The sequence below is a fragment of the Kiloniellales bacterium genome (genome assembly GCA_030064845.1).
Taxonomy (GTDB): Bacteria; Pseudomonadota; Alphaproteobacteria; order Kiloniellales; family JAKSDN01; genus JASJEC01.
This window is the reverse complement of the sequence record JASJEC010000013.1, coordinates 69,542-96,268: the sequence shown is the minus strand read 5'-3', so window position 1 is coordinate 96,268 and position 26,727 is coordinate 69,542. Positions and strand designations below refer to the sequence as shown.

Here is a 26,727-nt window from a genome sequence, read left to right as displayed (position 1 = left end):
TTGCGCGCGGTTAAGTGTCCACAGACTCTAGAGCCGGTGACCGTTGACCGCGGCGGCCTCGGTTGCCGGCTGGGCCACCTCGGCCGGCCGGGGCGAGACCTTGAGCACCGCTTCGCCCTCGATCACCACCGTGTCGCCGACCTTGCACACCGTCTCCATGATGATGCGCCGGCCCTTGTCGATCTTGTCGACCACGGTCGCCGTCGCCTCGACGTGATCGCCGATCTTGACCGGCGCCATAAACCTGAGGGACTGGCTGAGGTAGACGCAGCCCGGTCCTGGCAGGCGGGTCCCGAGAACGGCGGAGATCAGCCCGGCCGACAGCATGCCGTGGGCGATCCGGTCCTTGAACGGCGTGGCGGAGGCGAAGTCCTCGCAGAGGTGGATCGGGTTGGTGTCGCCGGTGATGTCGGCGAATCCAACGATGTCGGCATCGGTGACGGTCTTGGAGAAGACCTCCGACATGCCGACGGAAAGGTCTTCAAAGTAGTAACCGTGCTGCTCATCCATCACTGAGGGAACCTCTTTTGCACCCAATGTCACAGGAATCGGTTCCTCCTGTTGTTTTTTGCGCTGCGGCAAACTTATTGCATTGCACTCTAGACAAGAGGCGGGGACCCGACAAGGGCGTATTCCGCCGCTAATTGACGCCGCTCCGCCGTCCGGATTCGAGCCATTCCGGGCGTGCTGCGTTGCGGTACGCAGTCTAACATGGAATGCTTAACAAGGTCATAGAGCTGGACCGAATGCCCGTGCCTGTCGAGATCCTGAGCGCCTACCGTCCCGGCGCGCTCGGCCGCATCGCCGAGCTGCACGGCCGATACTATGGGGAGTACTGGGGTTTCGACCGGCGCTTCGAGATCGAGGTCGCGACCGAGCTGGCCGACTTTCTCGGCCAGGCCGATCCGGCGCGGGACGGCCTGTGGCTGGCCCTCCATGAGGGCGAGGTCGTGGGGTCGATCGTGATCGACGGCCGCGGCGACGAGGGCGCCCGCCTGCGCTGGTTCATCGTCGAGCCGGGTCACCAAGCCGGCGGCCTGGGCGGCGCCCTGCTCGACCGGGCCCTGGCGTTCTGCCGCGACCGCGGCTATGCCCGGGTCCGCCTGGCGACCTTTGGCGGCCTCGACCGGGCGCGTCGCCTCTACGAATCGCGCGGCTTCCGCTTGGTCCGGGAGTACGACGACACCGACTGGGGACCGAAGGTGACGCACCAGATCTTCGCGCTTCCTACCTAAAAGTTAAGCCAAGCCGCGCTATCCTCTTGGGCAGGGATCCCGGCGCCGCGATCACGCGGTTCCGCTAGCCACGAGGAAATCCAACCCGGGCCCGCTTGCCAGAGGCAGGGGCCCTCACCATACTTCGGCCATGCCAAGACCGACGCCAGACGCCATTTTCGAGCCCTTCCGCGAGCCGCAGCAGGCGGTCCGGCCGTGCCAGCACGCCGGCTGCCCGGAGCCGGCGGAGTACCGGGCGCCGAAGGCGCGCGATCAGTTGACCGAGTACTACTGGTTCTGCCTGGAGCATGTCCGGGAGTACAACCAGGCCTGGGACTACTTCGTCGGCATGAGCGAGGAGGAGATCGACCGCCAGCGGCGGGTCGACACGGTCTGGGAAAGGCCTTCCTGGCCTCTGGGCGGGGATCCTAGGAAGGCCGAGGAGCGTATCAGGGAAAATCTCGACAGGGACTTCGACCTGGGCGGCGAGAAAGCGGGGTACAAACCGGCAGTCCGCACGGAGGACGAGAAGGCCCTCGCCATTCTCGGCCTCAAGCGCCCGGTGACTTTTCCCGAGATCAAGGCTCGCTACAAAGAGCTTGCAAAGCAGCTTCATCCCGATGCCAATGGGGGCGACAAGGACACCGAGGAGCGGTTCAAGGCCGTCAACCAAGCCTACACGACGCTGAAAAAGAGCTTCGTCCAGTGATTTCTCGGTCGGTCGCGCCCATATAGGCCGAAACCCAGCAAGGCGGACAGTTACATATGACTTCGACAGAGACAGAGCACGGCGCGCTTCCGCCGGAAGCGAGCCCCGATATCACGGTTTCGGTCCGGCAGTGCTTCGGCCTGGACAGCGACATGCAGGTGCCGGCCTTCAGCCAGTCTAGCGACTACGTGCCCGACGTGGACGACGCCTACCGCTTCGACCACGACACCACGCTCGCCATCCTGGCCGGCTTCGCCTACAACCGCCGCGTCATCATCCAGGGTTACCACGGCACGGGCAAGTCGACCCACGTCGAGCAGGTCGCCGCCCGCCTCAACTGGCCCTGCATCCGCATCAACCTGGACAGCCACATCAGCCGGATCGACCTGATCGGCAAGGACGCCATCGTGCTGCAGGACGGCAAGCAGGTGACCGAGTTCCGCGAGGGTCTGCTGCCCTGGGCCCTGCAGCACCCGACCGCGCTCTGCTTCGACGAGTACGACGCGGGCCGCCCCGACGTCATGTTCGTCATCCAGCGAGTGCTCGAGGTCGAAGGCAAGCTGACCCTGCTGGACCAGAACCGCGTGATTCGCCCGCACCCGGCTTTCCGGCTCTTCGCCACCGCCAACACGGTTGGCCTCGGCGACACGACGGGCCTCTACCACGGCACCCAGCAGATCAACCAGGGCCAGATGGACCGCTGGAACATCGTGGCGACCCTCAACTACCTGCCTTACGAGCAGGAGGTCGACATCATCACGGCAAAGTGCCCGGCCTACGACAGCAAGGAGGGGCGCGAGAAGATTTCCGCCATGGTGGCGCTCGCCGAGCTGACCCGCAACGGCTTCATCAACGGCGACCTCTCGACCGTCATGAGCCCGCGTACCGTGATAACCTGGGCCGAGAACGCGACAATTTTCGACGACGTCGCCTTCGCCTTCCGGGTCACTTTCCTGAACAAGTGCGACGAGATGGAACGCAGCACGGTGGCCGAGTACTACCAGCGCTGCTTCGGCACCGAGCTTCCGGAAAGCGGCGTTCAGGCGACGGCTCTGGCCTGAGCCTCCGGGCGGCGGCACGGTGGCACAGAGCGAACATCCGCTGGAGCGCTTCAAGCGCGGTCTGGGCGCGACCATGCGGGCGATCGCCCGACGCGAGGACGTTCAGGTCAGCTTCGCGGCCAACAGCCAGGGCATGGTTGGCTCCGAGGCTAGGCTGACGGCGCCGTCGCGCGATCTTCCGTCCGGCGAGGTGTGCCTGGTGCGCGGCGAGGCCGACGCCCTGGCGCTGCGCCTGCGGCACCACGACAGTGCGCTGCACGCGCGTCGCCGGCCGACCAACCAGGCCGCCCGGGAGATCTTCGACGCGGTGGAGCAGGCGCGCTGCGAGGCGCTCGGCATGCGCCGCATGGCCGGCGCCGCGGTCAACCTGGATGCCGCGCTTGAGGATACCTACCGCAGCCGGGGCTTCGCGCGCGCCACGACACGCGAGGACGCGCCGCTGTGCGAAGTGCTCCGGGTCCTGGCGCGCGAGGCCATGACCGGGGTCGCGCCGCCGCCGGCGGCGCGCAAGATGGTCGAGCTTTGGCGGCCGGCCCTCGATGCGCGGATCCTCCAGGACCTCGATATCCTGAGCGCGAGCGCCGCCGACCAGGAAGCCTATGCCGAGGCCCTGCGCGGGATGCTGGAGCATCTCGACATGGACTGCAGCACCGAGGACGAGACGCTCGGCGAAGACGAGAGCGACAGCCAGGGCGACGAGGGCGAGCAGCAGCCCGAGCAGTCGCAGGGCGAGGCCGGCGAGAGCGACTCTTCTGAGCAGAGCGGCACGCTCGACAGCGAGGCTATGGAAGCCGCCGAAGGCGAGGGCACCGACCAGGAGGCCGCCGAGGCGGAAGGCGAGATGATGGCGGGCGGCGGCGAGGAAGAGCCCGGTCGTCCGGGGCAGCCGCCGCGTTTCGGCGATCGGCGCAACGACCTGGACGAGGAGGTCTACCGCGCCTTCACCCTCGAGTTCGACGAGGTGGTCGAGGCCGACGATCTCTGCGATGCCGACGAGCTGTCGCGTCTGCGCCAGCTCCTCGATCAGCAGCTCGCCCACCTCCACGGCGTGATCGGACGTCTGGCCAACCGGCTGCAGCGCCGCCTGCTGGCCAAGCAGACGCGGGCCTGGGACTTCAACCTGGAGGAGGGCCTCCTGGACACGGCCCGGCTGGCGCGCGTCGTGGTCAACCCGCATCAGCCGCTGTCCTACAAGCGGGAGAAGGAGACCGAGTTCCGCGACACGGTCGTCTCCCTGCTGATCGACAATTCCGGCTCCATGCGCGGCCGGCCGATCACCGTCGCCGCGATGAGCGCCGACATCCTGGCGCGCACCCTGGAGCGCTGCGGCGTCAAGGTCGAGATCCTCGGCTTCACAACGCGCATGTGGAAGGGCGGCCAGTCGCGCGAGCGCTGGATCGCCGCCGGCAAGCCGGCCGGCCCGGGCCGCCTCAATGACCTGCGCCACATCGTCTACAAGCCGGCCGATGCGCCCTGGCGCCGGGCCCGCAAGAGTCTCGGCCTGATGCTGCGCGAAGGCATCCTCAAGGAGAACATCGACGGCGAGGCGCTGCTCTGGGCGCACAACCGGCTGCTCGGCCGGCCCGAGCAGCGGCGCATCCTCATGGTGATCTCGGACGGCGCCCCGGTCGACGACTCGACCCTGTCGGTCAACCCGGGCAACTATCTCGAGCGCCACCTGCGCGAGGTTATCGAGTGGATCGAGACCCGCTCGCCGGTCGAGCTCCTGGCGATCGGCATCGGCCACGACGTCACCCGCTACTACCGTCGGGCCGTGACCATCGTCGACGCCGAGCAGCTCGGCGGCACCATGATGGAGAAGCTGGCCGAGATGTTCGACGAGGTGCCGGAATACGAGCGCGCGCCCCGGCGCCGCGCCGTCGGCTGACGCTGAAAACCCGCTAGCCCCACTGGCAGGTTGCTGCACAACTCTTGAGTTCTTGATCTCGGTCATCCTTCGACAGGCTCAGGATGAGGGTAAGTGCTTAAAGCTTCTCGCCCTCACCCTGAGCTTGTCGAAGGGTGATGGTTCCGACTGAGCCCTTCTTCAGCTACCTGCTTTAGGACTCGGCGCGGTAGCCGCGCCCGAACAGCGCGCGTCCCAGCCGGGCGTCGCGGCCGTAGATGTCCGGCCGGTAGTGCGCCGCACCGTCGTCGCCGACCCATACCGTGGCATAGGTGATGTAGACCGGCACCGCCTTCGGCAGGCCGACCTGCGTGGTCTCCCCGGTCGCGATCACGTCCTCGAGGCGCCAGGGGTCCCAGTCGGGATCGTCGCGCAGCAGGTAGGCGGCCAGCTCCATGGGCCGCGCCACGCGGATGCAGCCGGACGAGAAGGTGCGGATCCGGCGGCTGAACAGCTCGTCCGCCGGCGAGTCGTGGAGATAGACCGCGAAGCGGTTGGGGAACATGAACTTGATCCGGCCCAAGGCGTTGCTCGGCCCCGGGCTCTGCTGCAGCACGTAGGGGAAGCGCTCGGCCGAGACCTGGGACCAGTCGACCTCCCGGGCCTCGACCTCTCGGCCGCCGCGCAGGATGCGAAAGTCCTTCTCGGCCAGCGCGCCGGGATCCTGGCGCAGTTTCGGCAAATAGTCGCGCACCGCGATCGACTTGGGCACGGTCCAGGTCGGGTTGAGCTCCATGTAGGTCATGGAGCCGGCGAAGGCCGGGCTCTGGCGATAGCGCCGCCCGACGATGACCGGCATGGCCATCACCGGCCGGCCGCTCTCCTGCACTTCGAGGCGGAAACCGGCGAGATTGACCAGGATGGCGCGGCTGTCGGCGACCGCGGGCAGCCAGCGCAGGCGCTCCATGTTGATGATGACCTGCTGGATGCGCGCCTCGGTCGTCCGGTTCAGCCTGCGCAGGGTGGCCGGCCCGGCGACGCCGTCGGTCTCTAGGTCGTGGCGCAGCTGGAACCGGCGGACCGCGTCGACCAGGTCGAAATCCAATTCCGCGGGCCGGCGCGGCGCGACCGCCAGATCGCCGCTCGCCCAGAGGCGCTCTTGCAGGCGCGCGACCCGCCGCCCCGTCATGCCCTCCTCCAGGGGCTCGCCGCCGGGCACCGGGCGCGCGGCGGCACGGTCGCGCAGATCCGCGAGGTGACGCCGCAGGGCGCGGTAGGCCGGACGCGACGGCGCCCGGTCGGACAGGTGCCTGGCGAGATCGAAGGAGGCCTCGGCCGCCGCCAGCTCCGCCGGGACGTCGAGCCTGCCGCGCGGCAGGTGCAGGTCCGGATCGGCGGCGCGCGCGGCCGGCCGGCCGTGCCGCAGGTCGGACAGATAGCCGAGCAGTTGGCTGGTGATCAGGAGTTCGAGCTCGGCCTGGCGCCGGGGGTCCTCGGACCCGGCCCGGACCGTGATGGCGTCGACCGCGTAGCTGCCGGGCTCCAGGCCTTCCCGGGCGGCCGCGCGGAGCGCGGCGGCGATCTGCCGGGCCCGCTTCGCGCCGCGGTCCGCCCCGAGCCAGAGCGGCGCGAAGGCGCGTTCCCGGTAGATCTCGGCGAGCGGCCAACGGTCGAGGGCGCGGCCCTCGATCCGCGGCGCCTCCGCTTCGAGACGCTGCCGCAGGATCTCGGCCGGCGTCTCCGCGGCGGCCGGCGCAATCAGGACCGTCAGCAGCGCGAGCCCGGCGAGGCCGCGCCGCAGGCCGTGGAAAATACGATTGGGCATGTCCCAGCTTAGATAACGACTGGTTGACGCCGCGTTACCCGACGTCGCGGCGAGCGGTTGACAATTTCCGCGCCAGACCGCAAACGCGAAGGCATGCGCGCTCGCTTCTTTCTGCAGCTCTCCCTGACCCTCCTGGTGACTGCCGTGGCGGCGGCGGCCTGTGCGGCGGATCCCGTCGATGTTACGGCCAGGCGGGTTCTGCTGGATCCGGAGACGCCCGAAAGGGACCGGGTCGGGGTGCTCGCTTGGCGCGGCGGGCTGGAGCTCAGCGCGGCGGATCGCCGGTTCGGCGGCTTCTCCGCGATGCTGGTCGAGCCCAACGGCGGCGGGATCACGGCCTTGAGCGACCGGGGCCACTGGCTGACGGCGCGCCTGGTCTATGATTCCGGCAAGCTGGTCGGCCTACGCGACGCCGTGATGGCCCCGATCCTCGACCTCGACGGCAAGCCGCTGGCCGACCAGAAGCTGAACGACGCCGAATCGGTCATCCGGCTCTCCGACGGGGCGCTGCTGGTCGGTTTCGAGGGCCGCCACCGGATCTGGCGCTACCCGGCGCGGCCGGAGGCCAGCCCGCTCTCGGGCGGGGCCGAGCGCTTCGACGGGCCGCCGGACCTCGCCCGGGCGCCGGTCAACGGCGGCGTCGAGGCCATGCTCCAGCTGGCCGACGGCGCGATCCTGGTATTCACCGAGGAGATGCCGGCGCCCGGCGATCCCGGCGCCCTGGCCGCCTTTCTGCAGGAGGGAGACGCCTGGCGCCAAGTGAGCTACCGGCCGGGCCCGGGGGGGTTCAAACCGACCGCGGCGGCGCTGCTGCCCGACGGCGACGTGCTGGTTCTGGAACGCCGCTTCTCGCTCTTGGGCGGGCTCGGGATCCGCCTGGTGCGTCTCGAAGCCCGGCGCATCAAGCCCGGCGCCAGGCTAATAGGGGCCGAACTGGCGATGTTTCGCCCGCCGCTGGCGGTCGACAACATGGAAGCTCTGGCGGTGCGCCGGGGCGGGCCGGGGGAGACGCTGGTCTACCTGATGTCGGACAACAACTTCAATCCGCTCCAGCGCACGCTCCTGCTGCACTTCGCACTGGAAGAGTGAGGAAGACCGGGAGTTAGGACCGGCGGAGCGGCAGGTCGTCAGGCGGCGACGCTTTTCGCCTTGGCCTTCTCGATCTGCTTCTTGAGGTCGCGGGCCTTCTTGCCGAGCTTGGCCGCCGGAGTCGAGGTCAGGTAGGCGTCGAGGCCGCCGCGCTTCTCGATCGTGCGGATCGCGCTGGTCGTCAGGCGGACCTGCACGGCCTTGCCCAGCGCGTCGCTCATGAGCGAGGCCTTCTGCAGGTTCGGCAGGTAGCGCCGGCGCGTCTTGTTGTTGGCGTGGCTGACGTTGTTGCCGGTCTGCACGCCCTTGCCTGTGAAGTCGCAGCGTCTGGACATGGGGTCTTCGATCCGAATTCGCGAAAGGTGGTGGACGGGCGAACCCTAGGCTCCCCGACGAGCGGCGGTTCTAGGCCACCCGGCCCGCCGGGTCAAGGCTCTTGGCGGCCGCGGCCGGACCGCGCCAGAAAGCCCCGGATTAGGGTCCGGGCGCCGGCCTCCGGGGTCATCCGGCCGGCCGCCACCTCGGCCTCGATCCGGCCGGTCTCGCCGCCGTCGGCCTTGAGTGCGGCCATCAGCCCGTCGCCGACCTCGCGCCACAGCCAGGCCCGCGCCTGGCCCCGGCGCTTCGCCGCGAGGGCGCCATCGGGCCGGCCCCAGGCCATGGCCTCGCGGAAGCGGCCGATCGCGTCCCAGACCTCGGCGATTCCCGCCCCGGTATGGGCGGAGCAGGTCATCACGGCGGTCTGCCAGCGGGGGTCGGTCGGCCGCAGCAGGCCCAGGGCCGCGTGGTACTCGGCGGCGGTGCGCCGGGCCGCTGCCGCCAGGTCGCCGTCGGCCTTGTTGACCACGATCAGCTCGGCGAGCTCCATGATCCCCCGCTTCAGGCCCTGGAGCTCGTCGCCGCCGGAGGGCAGCAGCAGGAGGAGGAAGAGGTCGACCATGTCGGCCACGGCGGTCTCGGCCTGACCGACCCCGACGGTCTCGACCACGATCACGTCGAAGCCGGCCGCTTCGCAGAGCAGCAGGGCCTCGCGCGAGCGCCGGGCGACGCCGCCCAGGGTCGCCCCGGCCGGCGAGGGGCGGATGAAGGCTTCGCGGCGTTGCGAGAGCTCGGGCATGCGGGTCTTGTCGCCGAGGATCGCGCCGCCGCCGCGCTGTGACGAGGGGTCGACGGCGAGCACCGCGACCCTGTGACCGCGCTCGACCAGCATCAGCCCGAAGCGTTCGATGAAGCTCGACTTGCCGACGCCGGGCACCCCCGAGATCCCGATCCTGATCGCCCCGCCGGTCGCCGGCAGCAGCGCCGCCAGCAACGCCTCGGCCTCCGCCCGGTGGTCGTCCCGGCTCGACTCGATCACGGTGATCGCGCGCGCCAGGGCGCGACGGTCACCGCCGCGCAGGCGGGACGCGAGGTCGGCGGGCCGGTCGAGAGGTCTTTCCTTGGCCATGGCGGCTGAAACGCGGGTCGATGGTCCCGGACACTAATGGATTCGCCGCTCGGGACAAGCGGAGGGAAGGGCAGGCGGTCCTCTCCCCCATGAATTCTCTGCGACGCCTGGAGGCGGCGCCCTTGACCGCGCTCCGAACTTCCTGAAAACTCTCAACCAATTTCAGGTTGCAGTTTTATCAAGAAGAGCCCGTCAACCCGCAACAGGGCCCTCTCGCATCATTCGGAACGGGGCTGGCGACGATGTCTTCACTGAATGCGAAAGAAGCTTCCAAGGCCGGCGAGACGGCGTCCACTGCCGCGCCCGGCCTGCCGCAGGTCGTGATCGGCCGGCTGGCCGACCTGGCGCCCGACGGGACGCCGCTGGTCGATTTCCCCGGCAACGCCGAGGGCGCGCCGCTCGCCGCCTTGAGCGCGGCGGCCATCGGCGCCGAGTCGGTCGGCCAGGAAGTCGCCCTGCTGTTCGCCGACGGCGACCCGCGCCGGCCCTTCGTTGTCGGCCTGCTGCGGCAGCCGGCCGAGCGCGAGATCGCTGTCGAGACCGGTCAGCCGATCACGGCAAAGGTCGACGGCGAGGAGTTGGTGATCAGCGCGAAGAAGCAGATCCAGCTGAAATGCGGCCGGGCCAGCATCACCCTGACCCGCGCCGGCAAGGTCCTGATCCGCGGTGCCTACCTGCTCAGCCGTTCGTCCGGCGCGAACCGGATCAAGGGTGGCTCGGTGCAGATCAACTGAGCCGGACGGAGCAGGTAGGAATAGCATTTCGCCGCTTGGATCTTGGGAAGACTGGTAGCCCCATGTGGTCGATCGATAACCAGACGCCGTTCGCAGCCGAGAGAGCCTGGGTGAGAGATAAGACCGGGGCCGAGGTCTGGCTGGTCGGGGTAAAGGCCACATTCGATGTCTTGCCCGATGGCGGCACGGGGCTTGCGCCCGAACAAGTGCCGGTCCGCCTGTTTCCGGAGTTTCGCGGAGATCCGGGAACCAGCAGCATGCTGCACGACAGCGATCTCCTGCTCGACAAGCCCGGCACCGACGTTCTGCTCGAAGGGCAAGCCCATAGCCCCGAAGGTCCGGTGAAGTCGCTCGAGATCGGATTTCGCGTGGCTGGAATTCAGCGCCGGGCCCGCGTCGTCGGCGACCGTCGGTGGGAAAAGACCCGGGCCGGCTTGGCCATGACGCCGATCGAGCCTTTCACCAGGATGCCGCTGGCGTGGGAGCGCTCCTTCGGTGGAATTGACCTGTCAGATCCGGATCCGGAGAAGCATGCCTGGGAGCAGCGAAACCCCGTAGGCCGAGGGTTTGCGACAGAGCCGGAGCACCTTCTCGACAAGCCGCTGCCAAACATCGAGGATCCCCGGCAACCCATTAGGGCGGCCGGAGATCGGCCGGAACCCATGGGGTTCGGACCCATTGCCCATCACTGGCAGCCGCGCGTCGGGTTCTCAGGCACCTATGACGACCGTTGGCTGGAGGAACGCCAGCCGCTGCTGCCGGAGGATTTCGATTTCCGCTACCAGCACTGCGCCCCGCAGCACCAGCAATCTGCCGCAGTACTGAAGGGCGGAGAGGAGGTTGTTCTCGTCAATTTGACTCCTGGAGGCGGACGCTTGTCATTCCGCCTGCCGCGCCTGGCGTTCGTCTTTTCCACAAGATTCTCCGACGGATCCAGCGCCCAGCACCGCGGGCAGATCAAGACCGTAGCCCTTGAAGGCGACCAGCCGCGGGTTTCGATGCTCTGGGTCAGCGCCTTGCCGTGCCATCACAAGGTGCAGAAGCTGCTGTCGACCACGGTGTCCCTCAAGGAGCGCATCATGCGGCCGAGGGAAGAGGTTGATAGTGGCATGTGGCAACCGGCCTGATGGGTCTTGGAGGGGAAATGCAATCGGCGGGGATCATCGGCTACGGAGCGCAGACAGCGGTCGGCCATGACGCGCCGGCGACCGCGGCCGCCGTACGCGCCGGTCTGATCAATATCGAAGAGCACCCCTTCATGATCGACCGGGCCGGCGAGCCCATGTTCGTCGCCATGGTGCCAGAGCTCGAGGAGGCGAATGATCCCAGCGATCGCTTCACCGCCCTGGCCGCACCGGCGATCGCCGAGGCTCTTGCTCCCTTCGATCTGGCGAAGGCCCTGGACGGCGACGACGGACTCTCGGTCGCCCTGGCCTTGCCCGAGGCGCGGCCTGGGCTGACCAAGGACGCGCTGCACAGCATTGGCGAGCGTGTCGTCGACCAGGTTTCGCAGATCGCGCCGGTCTCCGATGCCCATTTCACGGCCGCGGGCCATGCCGGCAGCATAGCGGCCTTCGGCCACGCGCTCGCGGTCCTGGAGAAAGGCGCGGCGAGCCTGGTCCTGGTCGGTGGCGTCGAGAGCTACATCTTCGCCGACACGCTGGAGTGGCTAGACGACCTTGATCAGCTGCATTCCGAGAGGACGACCTGGGGATTTGCTCCCGGCGAAGCGGCCGCCTTCTGCCTGCTGGCAGCGCCGGAAGTCCTGCAGCAGATCGGCGCTTCGGCGGCAGTCGGTGTCATCGCCGAGGGCTCGGCCCAGGAGCCCAACCGGAACCTCACGGAAAGCGTTTGCGTCGGTAAGGGAATGTCGACCGCGTGGAAGGCCGCACTGATGAAACCAGGCTTTTCCGAGGCCTACATCGCCCACACCCTCTGCGATCTCAACGGAGACCCCTATCGGGGCAACGAGTACGGCTTCGCCATGTTGAGGAACCGAGAGCATTTCCTGGAGGGCGCCGATTTTCAGACTCCCGCAGAGAGTTGGGGCGACGTCGGCGCGGCCTCGGGGCCGCTGTTTGCCATCCTGACGGCAGTCGCACAGTCCAGGGGCTATGCGCCGGGGCCTTACAGCTTCGCTTTTGCAGGTTCCAACGGCGGCGCACGCGCGGCCATGGTATTGGCCGCCCATGAGGAGGCTAACTAGGGATGGCTCTGACGATCGCGGTCAACGGGCTCGGCCTGTCCCACAAGGGCAGCAACGGCTTCTCCGTCGCGACGATCCCCGATGTATGCAAGACGCCGACGCCTGGCGGTCCGGTGCCGATCCCCTATCCGAACATCGCCTTCTCCAAGAACCTGACGAAGGGCACCAAAACCGTGAAAGTCGATGGCGGCAACATGGCCGCCGTCAAGGGATCGCAATACAGCACGAGCTTTGGCGACGAACCCGGCACGGTCGGCGGAATCAAGTCGAGCACTTTCAAGAAGGAAACCGACTGGATCACTTATTCCTTCGACGTGAAGATGGACGGCAAGAACGCCTGCCGGCTCACCGACAAGAAGTTTCACAACCACAAGAACACGGTCGATCTCGCCGGCGACTTTGAAGGCATGATCGCGGTTGCGGAATTCGAGCGCATCCTGAGCGATTGTGCCAAGCAGGCAGAGGAAGAAGTCAACCAAAGAAACTACGGTGGGCCACCAACAAAAGAGCGGTGCGAAAAGGAGATAGAGTTTGAAGGCGAAAGAATGAAAACCAAACAGGCCTTGGGAATCATCAAAGGCCGGGAAGCCGAGGCTTGTGTCGCCGCCAAAATGGAAGAGCTTGGCCGAGCAGATGAAGCAAGCATTCAGCAGCCCTATAAGGGGTCGGTAGGTAACGGTACTCTCGCTACCGATGGCCCGCCCAACCCACCATACAATCCGGCAGGCAGCCAGGTGCCGGATGTGGTTCTGCATGACGCAGGTAATCCAACAGACGTGCGTGAAGTGTACGATTTCAAATTTCCCTGTCCTCCTTCAGCCAAGAAAAATCAATGGTTCACTAAGCCCGGTCAACCAACTCAAGGAGAGCGATACTTCAGTGCCTTTGGACGAAAGCCGCACATTGTGAGTCCCGGTAGAGGTGTAAGTTGTCCGCCTTTGCGCAATCCAGCATTTGGATGAGGTGTCAAGCTTATGAAATGCCCAAAAATCCGTGTGTCCGACGAGTCGGGGTTGCTGGTTGTACGAGATGGATTCATAGCAACTTTCTTCATGCGTGCCTCACATTCAGAAATAGGCCCTTCTGCCGCAGTTGCGTTCGAACGCTATATCAAGATTGTTGGCGAAGATAAGTTAAAATGGATAGCCGGAGCTGATCAATGGGAAGCGGTGGGCAATCAAAGAATAGATGACGTGCGAAAAGAGATGCGTGATGCAAAAGAAAATTGGACAAGTCACATCGATTTGGTTGACTCTGATGAAGACCCACCGAAATTTAGATTCTATTATAATGGAAAATGTCTGAGTGACCCCACGTTTGAGAGTTGGGACTCCGCAGTTTCAACTGTGAATTTCTGGTTCCCCACCGAATTCATTGAGTCGCGCGGGTTTGATTCGTTTCGCCAAGAGGTCATTTCTATCGGCGAAGCTTTACCGTTTAATACAGGGTATGGAAGTATGGCATTTGTATACAGCGAGGGCGATTCAGAATTGGCGGCGTTTTCAGCGATAAGGCAATTGGCCTTCCGGTATCCAGGATTTGACGTGTACGACCTTTTACAGTCTGGATTCCTTGCTGGAACACAAGTAAGAGGGGCTTACTGGTTAAATTTTCTAGGCCCTCCAGTGCTCGATGAGATGGGAGGGTTTTCATCTATTCAATCCAAAATCACCAATGACTTGATTAAGGTTGAAAAACTTGATTCAAACAAATGTCTTGTGACACTGGGGCCGGAACCTGAGTGTGGTGACGTGAATCGGAAGCAAGATTTGCCGCTGCATCAGGAGCTTTCCAAAGCTATTGAAGGTTTCTTGTCCAGAAACATAGGGGATTTTTCCAGATTTAGCTCGGAAGATACAGAGCGTTGGCGGCGCCGCTTTCTGGATTAATGTTCTGCGCTCCTGGCTTAGGACAGCAAGACTCAGAAGGCGGAAAACTATGAAGGCTTTGTTTCGTGGGCACGCCCGGGGCTTTGCCTATTGCATCGCCAACCATTAGATCATCGATATGTGAACTTCGATGAGTTGCGATAGCGGAACGCAGATCGGCGTCTGATAATGGTTGTCAGGAATATTCTTGCCCAGCACGCCGAGGACGCAGCGTTCTTATGGTTGCAGCGTGATACCGTCGTCCGAGCGCCACACTATGACCTCAACGATCTGGCTGGCCACGACTCGCGTCTCGAGGCCCACATCGACGGCCTGCGGGTCGCGAGCGAATTCGGCTGGACCCTCGCCCTAGAGCAAGCACAGGGCTATCAGGGGTCTGGAGAGCTCTTCGCGGCGGCCGTGCTGGCATTGGAGCAGCGGGACGAGGTGAAGGTCGACGCCGTCCTTGCCGTCGCCGAGGCGAACCCGGAGGCCGAGCGCGGCTTCATCTCGGCGCTCGGCTGGGTCGGGCGCTCGGCGCTCAAGGGCACCGGGCTCACGCTGCTGAACGGCGGCTCGCCCTTTTTGCGACGGCTCGGCATCGCGGCCTGCGCGGTGCAGCGGGTCGATCCGGGCGAGGCGCTGGACCGGGCGGTGGACGACGAGGATCCGGCGCTCCGCGCCCGTGCCCTGCGGGCGGCGGGGCAGCTTGGCCGGGCCGACCTGCTGCCGGCCCTGCTGCAACACCTGGACGATCCCGACGGCCTCTGCGCCTGCCGCGCGTCCTGGTCGGCGGTGCGCCTGGGCGACCGGGGGGCGGCGCTGGAGCGCCTCACCCTGCTGGCGATCACGGACCAGCCCTTCCAGGCCGAGGCGGCGGACCTCGTGCTGCGCGTCACCGCGCCCGAAGAGGCGCGCAAGCTGATCGCGACCCAGGAGGGCAACCCGGCGCGCCGCCGGACCCTGATCCAGGCGGTCGGGGCCGGCGGCGACCCCCATTTCGTTCCCTGGCTGATCGAGCAGATGGCGGCCCCCGAGCTGGCGCGGCCGGCGGGCGAGGCCTTCTCCATGATCTCCGGCCTCGACCTCGCCGACGAGGACCTGGAGGGCGAGTGGCCGGAAAGCTTCGAGGCGGGCCCGACGGAGAATCCCGAAGACGAGGCGGTCGCGCTCGACCCCGACGAGGACTTGCCCTGGCCGGCGCCCGACCTGATCGAGACCTGGTGGGGCGAAAACCGCGGAAGCTTCGAGAGCGGAAACCGCCACCTCGTCGGCGCGCCGATCGTGCCGGAGCACTGCGCGGAGGTTCTGCGCACCGGATATCAGCGCCAGCGCCAAGCCGCCGCCCTCGAGCTCGCGCTGATGGATCCGGACACCCTGCTCTTCGAGACCCGCGCCCCCGGCTTTCGCCAGAAGAAGTGGCTGGGCTTGAAGGGCTAACGTGAGCGCGCGCCGACAAGGCCTTTGCCCTGCCGCGGCAAACCAAAAAGGATTCACCACAGAGACACAGAGAACACAGAGGAGAAATCAACACATTTTTTTGGCGCGCTTTGCGCGCAACCAATCCCTTGGTTGGTACTCTGTGCTCTCTGTGTCTCTGTGGTGAGAAATCTAAACTCTCGGCCATAGGCGCGGCCTCGCCGCCCGAGACGTCAGCGATCGATCCGGTGCAATCGACCCCATTTCTTTGTCATGGCCGGGCTTGATCCGGCCATCCAGGGTAACCGCTGGCCGCATGCCGTGCTCGCTGGATGCCCGGATCAAGTCCGGGCATGACAGACGGGTGAGACGGCGCCGAGATGTCAAAGCCCCTCACCCCGTCCCTCTCCCCAGCGGGGATAGGGAGGGCTAGTTTTCCAGGATCTTCTTGCCTTTGATCACGACGTTCTTGCTCGCCCTCGTGGTGACGTTGCCGGAGCCCTTGGTGGTGATGTCCTTGCCGGTGATCGTGATCGTGCCGTCCTTCTTCAGCACGATCGAGGACTTGCCGCACTTCAGCGTGATGTCGTCCGTGGCCTCGAGCACGATCGACTTGCCGGCCTTGGCGTCGATGTTCTTGTCGGCGTCGATGGTCACGCGGTCCTTCTTGGAATCGATCTCGACGTCGCCGTTCGAAGCGACCACGCGGATGCCGCCGGCGACGGTGTAGACGTTGACTCCGCCGCCGCTCATCAAGGAGGCCTGGACGGCGCCGACCACCTCGGCCGTGGCCGGGGTCAGGATGCCGACGCCGGCGCCGCCGACCGCGGTGAAGGTCGAGGGCGTGATCGCCGATATGCCGGCCGGCGCGGACATGACGATGCCCGGCGCCAGCAGGCCGGTGGCGGCGCCGACCACGCCGCCGCCGACCGCGGTCAGGATGGCGATGTTGCCGGCGCCCGCCGCCGCCGCCGCCGCGCCGATGGCCTGGGCCGACGAGGTCCCGGCGTTGATCTGATTGGCGGCGTCGCCCGTGTCCCAGTAATCGTTCGACCAGGCGTTCAGGTAGATGCCGTTCTTGGCGTGGACCACGCCGTGGCCGTCGGTCGTCGCCCGGATCCCCGAGGTCGGGTTGGGCGCGCCCATGAACAGCTTGCTGTTGTCGAAGGGGGTCTCGATCAGGATCCGCTCCGAGCCCTTCTCGTCCTCGATCACCATCTGGTTCTGCGCCGCGGTGCGCAGCACCGACTGGGTCTGGTTCGACTTGGTGACCGGGCTGGCGTTCTCGGGATTGGGCACCGTGCCGGCGATGATCGGCCGGTCCGGATCGCCGTCGACGGCGGCCCAGATCACCTCCGAGCCCTTGTGCAGCGGCGTGTGAAAGCCGTAGCCCGGCCCGGAATAGGGCTGCGCCATACGGACCGGCCGAGAGGCCTTGCCGTCCTTGGTGCCGCTCAGGTCGAACGGCATGATGACCTTGTAGCGGCCCTCCTCGTCGAGTTCGGCGTACTCGCCGTCGCCGGCCGCGTCGACGTGCGCGTTCATCACGCCGTGCATCTTGGGCCAGGGGGTCTCCCGCGCCGGGCGGAAGGCCACGTCGACCGGGATCGCGGTGAACTCGTTGCGGTAGTCCTCGCCCTCCCCGGCGCCCCCCGTGGAACCCCGGGGGCCGGCGAGGCCTTCGAGGCCCGGGCTGCTCTGCCAGCCGGTGTGACGCAGACCGACCAGGACGTAGTCCTGATCGAAGTCGCCCCTGAAGTGTTCGGTCAGGCTGAAGATATGCCCGCAGCGGAACCCGGTGCTGGTGCCCGTGCCGGAGAAGACCTGCTCCTGGCAGAGCATCTCCTCGGCGCGCATCTTGGCCAGGCGGTTGCCGTCGTTGTCCGTGCGGAAATGGTCACCGTAGTCCGAATGCAGGCCGTCGGGCGGGTCCTGCACCGGCTTCGGATGCTCCGCCTTCATGTTCATGCCGGGCTTGCGGTAGTTGTAGTCCTTGATGACGACCTGCTTGGTCACGCGCTGCCGCCGGCACGACAGGGCCTGGACCGAGGCGTCCTGGGTATCCATGCCGGCGCCGGCGCGGAACGGCACGCTCTTCTCGCCGGCGATCTCGGCGAACTGCACGTTGTCGTCGCCGATCACCAGCCGCTCGCCCTCCTCGCCCTGCTCAAAGAAGTAGAAGATGCCCTCGTGCTCAAGCAGGCGCGAGATGAAGTCGAAGTCGGTCTCCCGGTACTGGACCACGTACTCCTTGGGCTGGTAGGCGTGGGTCAGCCTGAACTCGTAGTCGTCGCCGGCCAGCCCCGCCTCCTTGAGGACCTGCTCGACGATCTCCTGCACGCTCTTGTTCTGGAAGATCTGGCTCTGGCGCCGCAGCGTGGTCAGCCAGAACCGCGGCACCAGGACCGCGCGGTAGCGGGTGTAGTAGGGCACGGGGCCCAGCAGCTCGAAGCTGCTGAGGATGCCGTGGACCTTGAGCACCTCGCCGTCGCGCTCGAAGCCGATCGAGCTCTGCGCCGCCAGGATGGCGTCGAGGTCCAGCGCCTCATCCTCGGCGACGAGCTCGACCTGGAACCGGTACAAGCGGGAAATGTGTTCCTCGCCCTCGAGCCTGACCACCTTCAAGGTGCCCGCGTCGAGGGCCGCGGAATCGAAATGATAGACCGTCTTCACGGCAAGGCCTTCCCTGAAAATTGATATGGAGCGGGCGGCTTCGGCCGCCCTTTATCGCTTGCGCCCTACACGGGAACGATACGCAAGGTGTTCTAGCGATATCAAGGACCCATTCCGGCGATTGGCCGGCTGACCGGCGGCCCTTGGCGGCCGCGTCCGGCGCCATTCCCCGGCCCGCCAAAGGGTGCTAGTGTCTTCGCGGGCTAAGCGAGACAGGGAGGCGAGGCATGAAGAAGTTACCCGCGCTGCTGCTGGGTGGAACCGTGGCGGCAGGCCTCGCCATCGGACTCGGCGGGCCGGCGCTCAGCCATCTACTGTCCTGGGAGTCGGGCAAGAACAACAACCGCCTGATCGAGTTCCAGAACGAGGAGGTCGCCCCCGGCCCCGACGACAAGGTCGGCATCGCCTATTACAGCAACTCGGCCTTCAGGATCACCTCGCCGCGCGGCCTGACCATCATGGTCGACCCCTGGCGCAACGATCCCTCGGGCGCCTGGGGCCTGTGGTACCGCATGGAATTCCCCATGACCGACGTCGACATCGGCATGTCGACCCACGCCCACTTCGATCACGACGCCCTGGACCGGCTTGACGCCAACATGCTGCTCGACCGCATGGCCGGGACCTTCCAGCTGGCCGACGTCAAGATCACGGCGATCGCCGACAAGCACCAGTGCGTGGCGCCCGGCACCGTGGCCTGGACCGAGGCGGTCAAGCAGTTCGAGGGGCGCGACGACCCCTGTCCGCCGACCAACTTCCGCCACATGGACAACGCGCTCTACGTGATCGAGACCGGCGGCCTCAGGCTGCTCATGTGGGGCGACAACCGCCCGGAGCCGCCCCAGGAGGTCTGGGACAAGATCGGCCAGGTCGACATCGTCTTCGTCCCGGTGGACGGCTCCAAGCACATCCTCGACTACGAGCAGGCCGACGCCGTGGTCGAGAAGACCGGCGCCAAGATCGCCATCCCGCACCACTACCTCGTGCCCGAGACGACCTTCTTCACCTCGACCCTGACGTCGGCGGAGGAGTGGACCAAGACCCACGAGCACACCATGCTGGAGAGCGCCTCGATCGAGCTCGGCCAAGCCGACGTCAAGGGCAAGTCGGGCCACGTCATGTACTTCGGCTCCAATAACATGGTGACGGCCGGCGAGTGACGGTAACGGGACCGGCGCGGCCGACACGGCGGAGGTCCTGCGGCATTGCGGTGACAGGGCAAGGGATTTCCTGGGTGGTGTCGCGCCCGGCGGCGGTCTTCCTCGCCGTCCTATCGCTGCTGCTGTTCGCGGCCCTTATCGGCCGGGACGACGCGCGCGCTCATTTCCAGCTGAACATGAACATCCGCATCGTCCACGTGGAGCACCTGGACGAGGGGCTGAGGGTCTATCTGCGCCTGCCGCTGGCCTACGTCCTCGCCGGCCTGACCGGCCCGGAGCGCGCCGACGGCACGGTCGAGCCGGCGCCCTTCACGGTCAACGAGCTGCGCGAGGGCGCGCTCATGCACAGCATCGACCTCGAGGCCCTGCGCCGCGACCCGGCGGCGCTCGGCCGGCTGATCGTCGAGGGCCACGCGGTCACCGCCGAAGGCCGGACGCTCGAGGGCGAGGCCGCGGCGGTCCGGGTTCAGCTCGGCCTCGAGCAGAGCACCTTCTCCACCCTGGCCGAGGCCGAGCGCTCCATGGCGGGGCCGCTCTATCCCGAGGACCGGCCGCCGGCCTTCGTCGGCGACCTGGTGGTGGACGCCGTGATCACCTACCGCGCCGGCCGGGCCGTGCCCCGCTACGCCTTCGGCGGCCGGCTAGACCCGGGCCTCGAGGGCCAGGACCAGACGGCCAACGTGCTGATCGACTACTTCCCGGGCGGCGACCCCCTGATCCTGCGGGCGCGCGGGCTGCTGGCCCAGCCGATCGAGGTCTCCCGCTCGCCGCTCGCCGCCGCCGGCACCTTCGTGGTCGAAGGAATTCGCCACATCCTCGAGGGCGCCGACCACGTGCTCTTCGTGCTCTGCCTGACCATCGGCGCCGTCTCCCTGACCGACCTGCTGCTGCGGGTCACCGGCTTCACCGTCGGCCACACGGTGACGCTGATCGCCGGGTTTCTCGGCTACGTGCCGAGCGCGGCCTGGTTCGTGCCCGTCGTGGAGACCGGCATCGCGCTCTCGATCGTCTACGCCGGCACCATCGCGCTGATGCAGAAGCGCCAGGGCGCCACCTTGCTGGTGACCGCCCTGATCGGCCTGCTGCACGGCCTCGGCTTCTCCTTCGTCCTGGGCGAGATCCTCAAGGTCGACGCGCCGAACCTCTGGCAGAGCCTGCTGGCCTTCAACCTCGGCGTCGAGCTGGGGCAGGTCGCCATCGTCCTGCTCGCCTACCCGGCGATCCGCCTGCTCGGCCGCCTGGGCGAGCGCGCGGGAACCGCCGGCCGCTGGGCCGTCGCCTTGCCCTGCATCGCCGTCGCCGCCGCCTGGACGGGCCAGCGCCTGCTGCTGGTCGCCGAGTCGATTTAGCTCCGGATCTCCTCCGATCCGCCTCGTGAGCAAGCGGACCGATAGCTGGCATTATTGACCGGTTACGTCGCGGATAGGAGCGGGCACGTCCTGCCGCCGGATGATGACCGGTCAAAACCAAAAAGGACTCACCACAGAGACACCGAGAACACAGAGGAAACACCAACAGTTTTCTTGGCGCGCTTTGCGCGCAACCAACTCCCTTTTTGGTTCTCTGTGCTCTCTGTGTCTCTGTGGTGAGAAATCTTGGCCCTCGGACACGAGCACGGTTTCGCTCCCGAGACGTCGGCGATCCATCCAGTCAAATGCGTCAACTATCTATCCGGTCTGTGCCGACGAAGGGCATTCCAGACGCCGTCTAGTCGGGCGACCCCGGCCCTAGCGGCTGGCCGTAGCTGAACTCGACGAAGTTGCCGTCCGGGTCCCGGAGGCCGCAGTAGTAGCCGACGGGGTAGGGCTCCTCGCGCGGCGCCCAGGCCAGGCAGCCCGCCCGTTCCGCTCGCGCGGCCAGCGCGTCGACCGCCGCGCGGCTCTCCAGCGCGAAGCCGAAGTGGCTGTAGTCGTTCGCCGCCTGGTCGCGCCCCGGGCCGCCGGGCAGAAGGACGAAGATGAACTCCTTCTCCCGTCCCGGCTCGGCCAGCCAAACGATCCGCTCGCCCGCGTCGCCGCGCTCGTGCACGGGCCTGAGGCCGCAGAACGTCTCGTAGAACGCGATGCAGGCCTCGAGGTCACGGACGTGCAGCGCAAGATGCGTCAGGCGGGCGGTCATGGGGTGGTTGTCAGTAGACCGGCGCGCCCGGCGGCCGGACGTTCTCGATGATCTTGAGTGTCGGCCGGCTTGTCGGTCCGCAGCAAAGCAACTGCCTCGCTATGTTTGATCTGCGTCAAAGCAAAACTGCAGAATTGGTGATGAGAATTCTTACTTTCACATCGTCACCAAGAAATTTCTACCCGACAGTTGATTCACTTTTATTTTTTGGGACGGCCTATTCCAGGTTTGCGCAGGCAAACTTTTTTGCGCGCTTTGCGTGAAGGGTCGCTTCGAGTCGTTCTTTGAGTTTTATGCACCAAGCCGCGTTCTTAACGGGGCTCATTTTCACCGGTGCTTGGTGTCAGCCGGCGGCGAAGCTTTGAAATGTCGGCCAAGTGGAAGTGAGCGACGAGGTTCCATTCACAGGAACCCTTTGAGGGGAGAGTAGGATGCTTTTCGAGAAACGTAAGTTGGTATCGTGGACCGCGGGCGCGGTCCTGGCGGCAGGCCTCGCGGCCGGCGGGCTGGTGTCGAGTGCCTCGGCGCAGCAGGCCGCCGACATCGAGGTGGCTATCAATCAGGTGGCCGTCTACGCGGACACGGTGGCGAACTTCGACGCCATGAACGTGCGCATCGCCGATCCCGACGGCAACCTCGTGGTTGACGCCCGTTCGGCGGGCGAGCCGGTGGTCTGGGGCCCCTCGGCCGGCGATCCCGACGGGCTCTACCGTTACGAGGTCGTGGTGATCATGGTCGATCCCGCGGCCGCGGCTTCCGACGAGGAGGACGCCGGCGAAAGCCTGAACCGGCAGAACGGGAGCTTCGAGGTGATCGGCGGCACCATCGTCGTTCGTGAGGAGGATGACTCCTCGCTCTGGCGCGGCGCGTTGCGCTTCGCGGGCGCGGTGCTGGACGCCATCGGCGAGGCGATCATTCCCTCGGCTCGGGCGCAGGATGTCCAGATCGACGATGCGACTCCGGGTGTCTGTTTCAACGACACGGACCTAACGGCCAATCCCGCCGGCTGCAGTTCCGCCAGCGCGAATACCTATTGGATCTGGGGCGAGGGCAACCAATCCGGTGGCTTCCTCAATGTGTACAATCTGCAACAGTCTCACAGCGTCATCGACATCCAGAATTCCACAAATGACGTGAACACCTTGACGGGGGACGACAACGGCGACGTCGGCCTGGCGGACAATACCGTCTTCATCGATCGTTCGGCCGACCGTGTCGGCATCGGCACCACGATGCCGGCGGACGAGTTGCAGATCAACGCCGCCAGTCCGGCGATCCGATTCCTGGACGAGACGGTCGCCGGCGGGATCGCGTCGGTCGAGTATGACGGCGGCGCGCTTTTCTTCGAAGGCAGAAACGGCCAGGACATCTTCAGGGTCTCGGACCAGGCGCCGCTCAACGCCCTCCGCATCAATGCGGCGGGGAGAGTCGGCGTCGGCACCGGTGCTCCGGCCTCTGCGCTGGAGGTCAGGCGGTCGGACGGCACCAGTCAGATCCTGGTCGACGAGAACGCGGCGAGCGCGGCGAACCGGCAGCTGCTGCGGCTCGAGAACAACGGCAACCCGCAGATCGAGCTGAACAACGTTGCGACCGGCGTCAACTGGCGGGTCGGCATGGGGCCGGCCAACTCCTTCTTCGCCAAGAAGGGCTCGCGCGAGCTGCGCTTCACCGAGGGCGGCGCCCTCAGGCTCATCGCCTCGGGCAATACCTTCTTGCTGGCCTTGCCGAACGGCAACCTGGCGATCGACGGCACCTTGACCGAGAACTCCGACGTCAACGCCAAGCGGGACATCGAGCCGGTCGACGGGGCCACCGTGCTGAACCAGGTGGCGGCCCTGCCGGTCTCGACCTGGTCCTACAAGGACGACGAGACGGGCGTGCGCCACGTGGGGCCCATGGCCCAGGACTTCCACGCCGCCTTCGGCCTGGGTGCCAACGACACCTCGCTCTCGCCGCGCGACGTGGCCGGCGTGGCGCTCGCCGGGGTCCAAGCGCTGCAGGAAGAACTGCGGCGCAAGGACGCCGTCATCGAGGCCCTCCAGGCACGTCTCGATGCCCTGGAAGCCAAGTTGAACGAGAAGTAGGGGGTAGTGGCCGGCGCGCGCCGCCGGCACATGCTTCTGGTCAGGCGGCGGCGCTATGGCGCCGCCGCCGCTCTTCTTTCTTGATGCCTCGGATCAGTCCGATGTCCGGCCGTGTCCGCGCCCCCTGTTCCCAAATCGGGCGCATTGTCTTTCGACGCGGGAAGGCGCAGGATCCGGCGCGTTTCTGCTGAAGGATTCCGGTCATGGTGGCTCTCACGGCGGTCGAGCTGCTGGAAGCGGGCACAGCCCTGACCCTGCGCTGGGCCGACGGCTCGGCGGGCCGCTTCCACGCCTTCTGGCTGCGCGACAACGCGCTGGACGAAGCGACCCGCGCACCGGAGAACGGTCAGCGCCTGATCACCCTGCGGGACATCCCGGCCGAGACCAGAATCGCCGAGGCCCAGCTTCGGGACGGCGCGTTGGAGGTCCGCTTTGCGCCGGAAGGGAAGTGCGTAGGCTTTCCTGGAGACTGGCTGCGCGTCCACGTCTATGACCGGCCGGGACCGAGCGAACGGGGCTGGACCGCGCCCGAGATCGAGACCTGGGACGGCGGCCTCGACGCGGACGCCGTGACCGGCCGCTTCGACGCCGTCAGCCGGGATCCGGCGGCGCTCCGCCGTTGGCTCGGACACGTGCGGCGCTTCGGCTTCGCCAGGCTCACCGGCGGCCCGGTCGAGAGCGGGGCCCTGCTCGCGGTCGCCGAGCTCTTCGGCTACGTGCGCGAGACCAACTACGGCAAATGGTTCGAGGTGCGCACCGAGGTGAACCCGAGCAACCTGGCCTACACGGGACTCGGGCTGCAGGCCCATACCGATAACCCCTACCGGGACCCGGCGCCGACCCTGCAGATCCTCTACTGCCTGGAGAACTCGGCCGAGGGCGGCGAGAACCAGGTGGTCGACGGCTTTCGCGCCGCGCGACGCCTTAAGGACGAGGACCCGCGGGGCTTCGACCTGCTGGCCGATCACTGCGCGCGCTTCCACTACCACGGCGGCGGCGAGGTCAGCTTGAGCACCCGGCGGCCGATGATCGAGCTCCGGCCCGACGGCGAGCTGATCGCCGTCCGCTTCAACAACCGCAGCGCGGCGCCGATCACCGACGTGCCCTTCGACGCCATGGCGGCCTACTACGCCGCCTACCGGCGCCTGGGCGTGATCGTCGATGACCCGGCCATGGCCGTCGGCTTCAAGCTGGCACCGGGCGAATGCTTCATCGTCGACAACACCCGCGTGCTGCACGGGCGCAGCGGCTACGCCGCCGGCGGCGGAACGCGCCGGCTCCAGGGCTGCTACCCGGACAAGGACGGGCTGCTGTCGACCCTGGCCGTCCTGGAAGGAAAGGAGGCAAACCTGCCATGACCGAGTCGAAAGAGCTGACGTCCGAAACCATCGTGCCCTTCCTGGAGGAGATCTTCGAGCGGCGCGGCGCGACCGAATACCTGGGCGAACGGGTCACCATGGCCGAGCACATGCTGCAGGGCGCCCACTTCGCCGAGCACCGCGGCGAGTCCGAGGAGATCGTGGTCGCGGCCCTGCTGCACGACATCGGGCACTTCCTGGAGGAGACCGGCGGTTTCTCCTTGGAAGACACCGAGGACCGCCGTCACGAGGAGGCCGGCGCGCGCCTCCTGGCGCCCTTCTTCCCGGACCTCGTCACCGACTGCGTGCGCCACCACGTCGCCGCCAAGCGCTATCTCTGCGCCACCGAGCCGGAGTACTTCGGCGGGCTTTCCGAGGCCTCGGTCCATTCGCTGAAGCTGCAGGGCGGGCCCATGTCGGCGGCGGAGGTCGAGGCCTTCGAGCGGCAGCCGCACCTCGAGGCCATCCTCACGGTGCGGCGGCTGGACGACGAGGGCAAGATCGTCGGCATGCCGACCCCGCCCTTCGCCCATTTCGCCCCCATGGTCCGGCGCGCCGTCGCGGCCCGCGGCGGCAATTAGGCCAGGTGCGGTGCATCGCCGGATCCGCCCGAGCAGGGGGCTGAAAGAGTGCCTCGTCGGCACCATCACCCTTCGACAGGCTCAGGGTGAGGGCGGAGTGTATCAAGGGAACACCCTCATCCTGAGCCTGTCGAAGGATAACCGTGATCAAGGGCTCAGGTGATTCCCAGCACCTTGCAAAGGGCCGACTTTCACTCGTCGGTTCGCCAGGCCTCGAGGCTCTCGACCGGCTGCGGCAAGCGGCCTTTCGTCCATATCCGCCCGGCGGGAAGCGGCGCCGACGAAGCGCGTCAGGCCGCGATTGAGGAGGCGACGCCCGCGCCGCGCGGCGCGAGAATCGAGAGGTTGTCGAGAAACTGCTGGGCGCAGCGCGGCCAGCTGAACTTGAGGGCGTGTTCGCGGCAGCGCTCGCGGGGAATGTGCAGCGCCTGGCGCGCCGCCAGTGCCAGGTCCTCGTGCAGGACGCCGACGCCGGCGTTGCCGACGATGTCGAGCGGCCCGGGAACCGGATAGGCCGCCACCGGCACGCCGGCCGAGAGCGCCTCGAGCACGACGAGGCCGAAGGTGTCGGTGCGGCTCGGAAAGACGAAGACCTGGGCCGAGGCGAAGTGCCGGGCGAGCTCTTCGCCGAACTTGGCGCCGGTGAAGACCACCTCGGGATAGCGCCGGCGCAGCTCGTCGAGCTGCGGGCCGTCGCCGACCACCACCTTGCTGCCCGGCAGGTCGAGGTCGAGGAAGGCGCCGATGTTCTTCTCTACCGCGACCCGGCCGACGTAGAGGAAGATCGGTTCGGGCTGGTCGAGGAGCTTGTCCTCGCGGGGCCGGAACAGCTCGGAATCGACGCCGCGGCTCCAGGGCTTCAGGTTGACGAAGCCGCGCAGGCTGAGCTCCTTGCGCATCGAGTCCGTGGCCACCAGGCATCCGGCGGACGGCGCGTGGAATCGGCGCATCCAGTCGTAGGCCAGCCGGGTAGGAAAGCCGGTGCGGGCCTGGAGGTACTCCGGAAAGCGCGTGTGAAACGAGCTCGTGAAGCCCAGCTTCCGCTTCAGGCAGTAGCGGCGTGCCGCGATACCGAGCGGGCCCTCGGTCGCGATATGGATGGCCTGGGGCTCCGTCGCATCGAGGATCCTGGCCACGCCCCGCCCGGGGAAGAGCGCCAGCCGTATCTCCGGATAGGTCGGGCAGGGCACGGAGCGGAAGCGGTCGGGCGAGATCACCTCGATCTCGTGCCCCGCGCCTTCGAGTTCCTCTCTGACCCGCGCGAGCGTCCTGACAACGCCGTTCACCTGCGGGTGCCAGGCATCGGAAACGAGGGCTATGCGCATCAAACAGCGG

Annotated in this window: 23 protein-coding genes; 16 read left to right on the top strand and 7 right to left on the bottom strand. The window is 66.9% G+C overall.

Annotated features, from left to right (window positions below):
• Positions 1-27: 27 nt before the first annotated feature.
• Entirely contained in the window at positions 28-510 is a 483-nt protein-coding gene (locus tag QNJ67_07450; GenBank protein ID MDJ0608798.1) for a MaoC family dehydratase, read from the bottom strand.
• A gap of 236 nt (positions 511-746) precedes the next feature.
• Between QNJ67_07450 and QNJ67_07445 the strand changes: the two genes are divergently transcribed.
• From QNJ67_07445 to cobT, 4 genes are all read left to right on the top strand, one after another.
• Entirely contained in the window at positions 747-1,235 is a 489-nt protein-coding gene (locus tag QNJ67_07445) for a GNAT family N-acetyltransferase (GenBank protein ID MDJ0608797.1), read from the top strand.
• Positions 1,236-1,365: 130 nt separating this feature from the next.
• Positions 1,366-1,923, top strand: a complete 558-nt coding sequence (locus QNJ67_07440; protein MDJ0608796.1) for a J domain-containing protein — start codon at positions 1,366-1,368, stop codon at positions 1,921-1,923.
• Positions 1,924-1,979: 56 nt separating this feature from the next.
• The gene (gene cobS / locus QNJ67_07435) at positions 1,980-2,984 is read left to right on the top strand and encodes a cobaltochelatase subunit CobS (protein ID MDJ0608795.1); all 1,005 of its coding nucleotides are present in this window, start codon (positions 1,980-1,982) and stop codon (positions 2,982-2,984) included.
• Positions 2,985-3,003: 19 nt separating this feature from the next.
• Positions 3,004-4,872 (top strand): cobaltochelatase subunit CobT, encoded by a 1,869-nt coding sequence (gene cobT, locus QNJ67_07430; protein MDJ0608794.1) that lies wholly within the window; start codon positions 3,004-3,006, stop codon positions 4,870-4,872.
• Between the two features lie 172 nt (positions 4,873-5,044).
• Here the strand turns inward: cobT and QNJ67_07425 are convergent, their stop codons facing one another.
• Complete coding sequence (locus QNJ67_07425; GenBank protein ID MDJ0608793.1) at positions 5,045-6,655, bottom strand: L,D-transpeptidase family protein; 1,611 nt, start codon at positions 6,653-6,655, stop codon at positions 5,045-5,047.
• A gap of 93 nt (positions 6,656-6,748) precedes the next feature.
• Between QNJ67_07425 and QNJ67_07420 the strand changes: the two genes are divergently transcribed.
• A complete protein-coding gene (locus QNJ67_07420; GenBank protein MDJ0608792.1) occupies positions 6,749-7,744 on the top strand; it encodes an esterase-like activity of phytase family protein in 996 nt (331 codons plus the stop codon).
• 38 nt (positions 7,745-7,782) lie between these two features.
• Here QNJ67_07420 and rpmB read toward each other — a convergent pair whose 3' ends face one another.
• The gene (rpmB, locus tag QNJ67_07415; GenBank protein ID MDJ0608791.1) at positions 7,783-8,079 is read right to left on the bottom strand and encodes a 50S ribosomal protein L28; all 297 of its coding nucleotides are present in this window, start codon (positions 8,077-8,079) and stop codon (positions 7,783-7,785) included.
• A 92-nt stretch (positions 8,080-8,171) separates the two neighbouring features.
• Entirely contained in the window at positions 8,172-9,191 is a 1,020-nt protein-coding gene (gene meaB / locus QNJ67_07410) for a methylmalonyl Co-A mutase-associated GTPase MeaB (protein MDJ0608790.1), read from the bottom strand.
• 242 nt (positions 9,192-9,433) lie between these two features.
• Here meaB and QNJ67_07405 point away from each other — a divergent pair, with 242 nt between their 5' ends.
• The 6 genes from QNJ67_07405 to QNJ67_07380 all read left to right on the top strand — a co-directional run bounded on the left by QNJ67_07405 (position 9,434) and on the right by QNJ67_07380 (position 15,439).
• The gene (locus QNJ67_07405; protein MDJ0608789.1) at positions 9,434-9,925 is read left to right on the top strand and encodes a DUF6484 domain-containing protein; all 492 of its coding nucleotides are present in this window, start codon (positions 9,434-9,436) and stop codon (positions 9,923-9,925) included.
• A 62-nt stretch (positions 9,926-9,987) separates the two neighbouring features.
• Complete coding sequence (locus QNJ67_07400) at positions 9,988-11,052, top strand: DUF2169 domain-containing protein (GenBank protein ID MDJ0608788.1); 1,065 nt, start codon at positions 9,988-9,990, stop codon at positions 11,050-11,052.
• A gap of 17 nt (positions 11,053-11,069) precedes the next feature.
• Complete coding sequence (locus QNJ67_07395) at positions 11,070-12,131, top strand: hypothetical protein (GenBank protein ID MDJ0608787.1); 1,062 nt, start codon at positions 11,070-11,072, stop codon at positions 12,129-12,131.
• A 2-nt stretch (positions 12,132-12,133) separates the two neighbouring features.
• Positions 12,134-13,093, top strand: coding sequence for a DUF4150 domain-containing protein (locus QNJ67_07390; GenBank protein ID MDJ0608786.1), 960 nt, complete (start codon positions 12,134-12,136; stop codon positions 13,091-13,093).
• A gap of 33 nt (positions 13,094-13,126) precedes the next feature.
• Complete coding sequence (locus tag QNJ67_07385; protein MDJ0608785.1) at positions 13,127-14,020, top strand: DUF3396 domain-containing protein; 894 nt, start codon at positions 13,127-13,129, stop codon at positions 14,018-14,020.
• Positions 14,021-14,188: 168 nt separating this feature from the next.
• Positions 14,189-15,439 carry a TIGR02270 family protein gene (locus QNJ67_07380; protein ID MDJ0608784.1) on the top strand — a complete coding sequence of 417 codons (1,251 nt, stop codon included), beginning with the start codon at positions 14,189-14,191 and terminating at the stop codon, positions 15,437-15,439.
• 408 nt (positions 15,440-15,847) lie between these two features.
• On the opposite strand, the gene tssI is transcribed toward QNJ67_07380, so the two are convergent.
• On the bottom strand, positions 15,848-18,091 hold the full coding sequence (gene tssI, locus QNJ67_07375) for a type VI secretion system tip protein TssI/VgrG (GenBank protein ID MDJ0608783.1): 2,244 nt from the start codon (positions 18,089-18,091) through the stop codon (positions 15,848-15,850).
• Between the two features lie 227 nt (positions 18,092-18,318).
• Here tssI and QNJ67_07370 point away from each other — a divergent pair, with 227 nt between their 5' ends.
• On the top strand, positions 18,319-19,251 hold the full coding sequence (locus tag QNJ67_07370; GenBank protein ID MDJ0608782.1) for an MBL fold metallo-hydrolase: 933 nt from the start codon (positions 18,319-18,321) through the stop codon (positions 19,249-19,251).
• A gap of 74 nt (positions 19,252-19,325) precedes the next feature.
• A complete protein-coding gene (locus tag QNJ67_07365; GenBank protein ID MDJ0608781.1) occupies positions 19,326-20,600 on the top strand; it encodes a HupE/UreJ family protein in 1,275 nt (424 codons plus the stop codon).
• A 358-nt stretch (positions 20,601-20,958) separates the two neighbouring features.
• Here QNJ67_07365 and QNJ67_07360 read toward each other — a convergent pair whose 3' ends face one another.
• On the bottom strand, positions 20,959-21,369 hold the full coding sequence (locus QNJ67_07360; protein ID MDJ0608780.1) for a VOC family protein: 411 nt from the start codon (positions 21,367-21,369) through the stop codon (positions 20,959-20,961).
• Between the two features lie 431 nt (positions 21,370-21,800).
• On the opposite strand from QNJ67_07360, the gene QNJ67_07355 reads away from it, so the two are divergent.
• The 3 genes from QNJ67_07355 (at position 21,801) to QNJ67_07345 (ending at position 25,392) form a co-directional block, all read left to right on the top strand.
• A complete protein-coding gene (locus QNJ67_07355; GenBank protein ID MDJ0608779.1) occupies positions 21,801-23,453 on the top strand; it encodes a tail fiber domain-containing protein in 1,653 nt (550 codons plus the stop codon).
• Between the two features lie 203 nt (positions 23,454-23,656).
• Positions 23,657-24,811 (top strand): TauD/TfdA family dioxygenase, encoded by a 1,155-nt coding sequence (locus QNJ67_07350; protein ID MDJ0608778.1) that lies wholly within the window; start codon positions 23,657-23,659, stop codon positions 24,809-24,811.
• Positions 24,808-25,392, top strand: coding sequence for an HD domain-containing protein (locus QNJ67_07345; GenBank protein ID MDJ0608777.1), 585 nt, complete (start codon positions 24,808-24,810; stop codon positions 25,390-25,392). The genes QNJ67_07350 and QNJ67_07345 overlap by 4 nt, the downstream gene beginning before the upstream one ends.
• A 290-nt stretch (positions 25,393-25,682) precedes the next feature.
• Here the strand turns inward: QNJ67_07345 and QNJ67_07340 are convergent, their stop codons facing one another.
• Positions 25,683-26,717, bottom strand: a complete 1,035-nt coding sequence (locus tag QNJ67_07340; GenBank protein ID MDJ0608776.1) for a glycosyltransferase family 1 protein — start codon at positions 26,715-26,717, stop codon at positions 25,683-25,685.
• Between the last annotated feature and the right edge of the window lie 10 nt (positions 26,718-26,727).

What these genes read in the sequence shown, in the direction of transcription:
- meaB (MDJ0608790.1), bottom strand. Translation starts at nt 9,191, where the DNA reads ATGGCCAAGGAAAGACCTCTCGACCGGCCCGCCGACCTCGCGTCCCGC.
- QNJ67_07370 (MDJ0608782.1), top strand. Translation starts at nt 18,319, where the DNA reads ATGAAGAAGTTACCCGCGCTGCTGCTGGGTGGAACCGTGGCGGCAGGC.
- QNJ67_07420 (MDJ0608792.1), top strand. Translation starts at nt 6,749, where the DNA reads ATGCGCGCTCGCTTCTTTCTGCAGCTCTCCCTGACCCTCCTGGTGACT.
- QNJ67_07345 (MDJ0608777.1), top strand. Translation starts at nt 24,808, where the DNA reads ATGACCGAGTCGAAAGAGCTGACGTCCGAAACCATCGTGCCCTTCCTG.
- QNJ67_07425 (MDJ0608793.1), bottom strand. Translation starts at nt 6,655, where the DNA reads ATGCCCAATCGTATTTTCCACGGCCTGCGGCGCGGCCTCGCCGGGCTC.
- QNJ67_07445 (MDJ0608797.1), top strand. Translation starts at nt 747, where the DNA reads ATGCCCGTGCCTGTCGAGATCCTGAGCGCCTACCGTCCCGGCGCGCTC.
- QNJ67_07450 (MDJ0608798.1), bottom strand. Translation starts at nt 510, where the DNA reads ATGGATGAGCAGCACGGTTACTACTTTGAAGACCTTTCCGTCGGCATG.
- QNJ67_07355 (MDJ0608779.1), top strand. Translation starts at nt 21,801, where the DNA reads ATGCTTTTCGAGAAACGTAAGTTGGTATCGTGGACCGCGGGCGCGGTC.
- QNJ67_07340 (MDJ0608776.1), bottom strand. Translation starts at nt 26,717, where the DNA reads ATGCGCATAGCCCTCGTTTCCGATGCCTGGCACCCGCAGGTGAACGGC.
- cobS (MDJ0608795.1), top strand. Translation starts at nt 1,980, where the DNA reads ATGACTTCGACAGAGACAGAGCACGGCGCGCTTCCGCCGGAAGCGAGC.
- rpmB (MDJ0608791.1), bottom strand. Translation starts at nt 8,079, where the DNA reads ATGTCCAGACGCTGCGACTTCACAGGCAAGGGCGTGCAGACCGGCAAC.
- QNJ67_07400 (MDJ0608788.1), top strand. Translation starts at nt 9,988, where the DNA reads ATGTGGTCGATCGATAACCAGACGCCGTTCGCAGCCGAGAGAGCCTGG.
- QNJ67_07350 (MDJ0608778.1), top strand. Translation starts at nt 23,657, where the DNA reads ATGGTGGCTCTCACGGCGGTCGAGCTGCTGGAAGCGGGCACAGCCCTG.
- QNJ67_07405 (MDJ0608789.1), top strand. Translation starts at nt 9,434, where the DNA reads ATGTCTTCACTGAATGCGAAAGAAGCTTCCAAGGCCGGCGAGACGGCG.
- QNJ67_07380 (MDJ0608784.1), top strand. Translation starts at nt 14,189, where the DNA reads ATGGTTGTCAGGAATATTCTTGCCCAGCACGCCGAGGACGCAGCGTTC.
- QNJ67_07390 (MDJ0608786.1), top strand. Translation starts at nt 12,134, where the DNA reads ATGGCTCTGACGATCGCGGTCAACGGGCTCGGCCTGTCCCACAAGGGC.
- QNJ67_07395 (MDJ0608787.1), top strand. Translation starts at nt 11,070, where the DNA reads ATGCAATCGGCGGGGATCATCGGCTACGGAGCGCAGACAGCGGTCGGC.
- QNJ67_07360 (MDJ0608780.1), bottom strand. Translation starts at nt 21,369, where the DNA reads ATGACCGCCCGCCTGACGCATCTTGCGCTGCACGTCCGTGACCTCGAG.
- QNJ67_07440 (MDJ0608796.1), top strand. Translation starts at nt 1,366, where the DNA reads ATGCCAAGACCGACGCCAGACGCCATTTTCGAGCCCTTCCGCGAGCCG.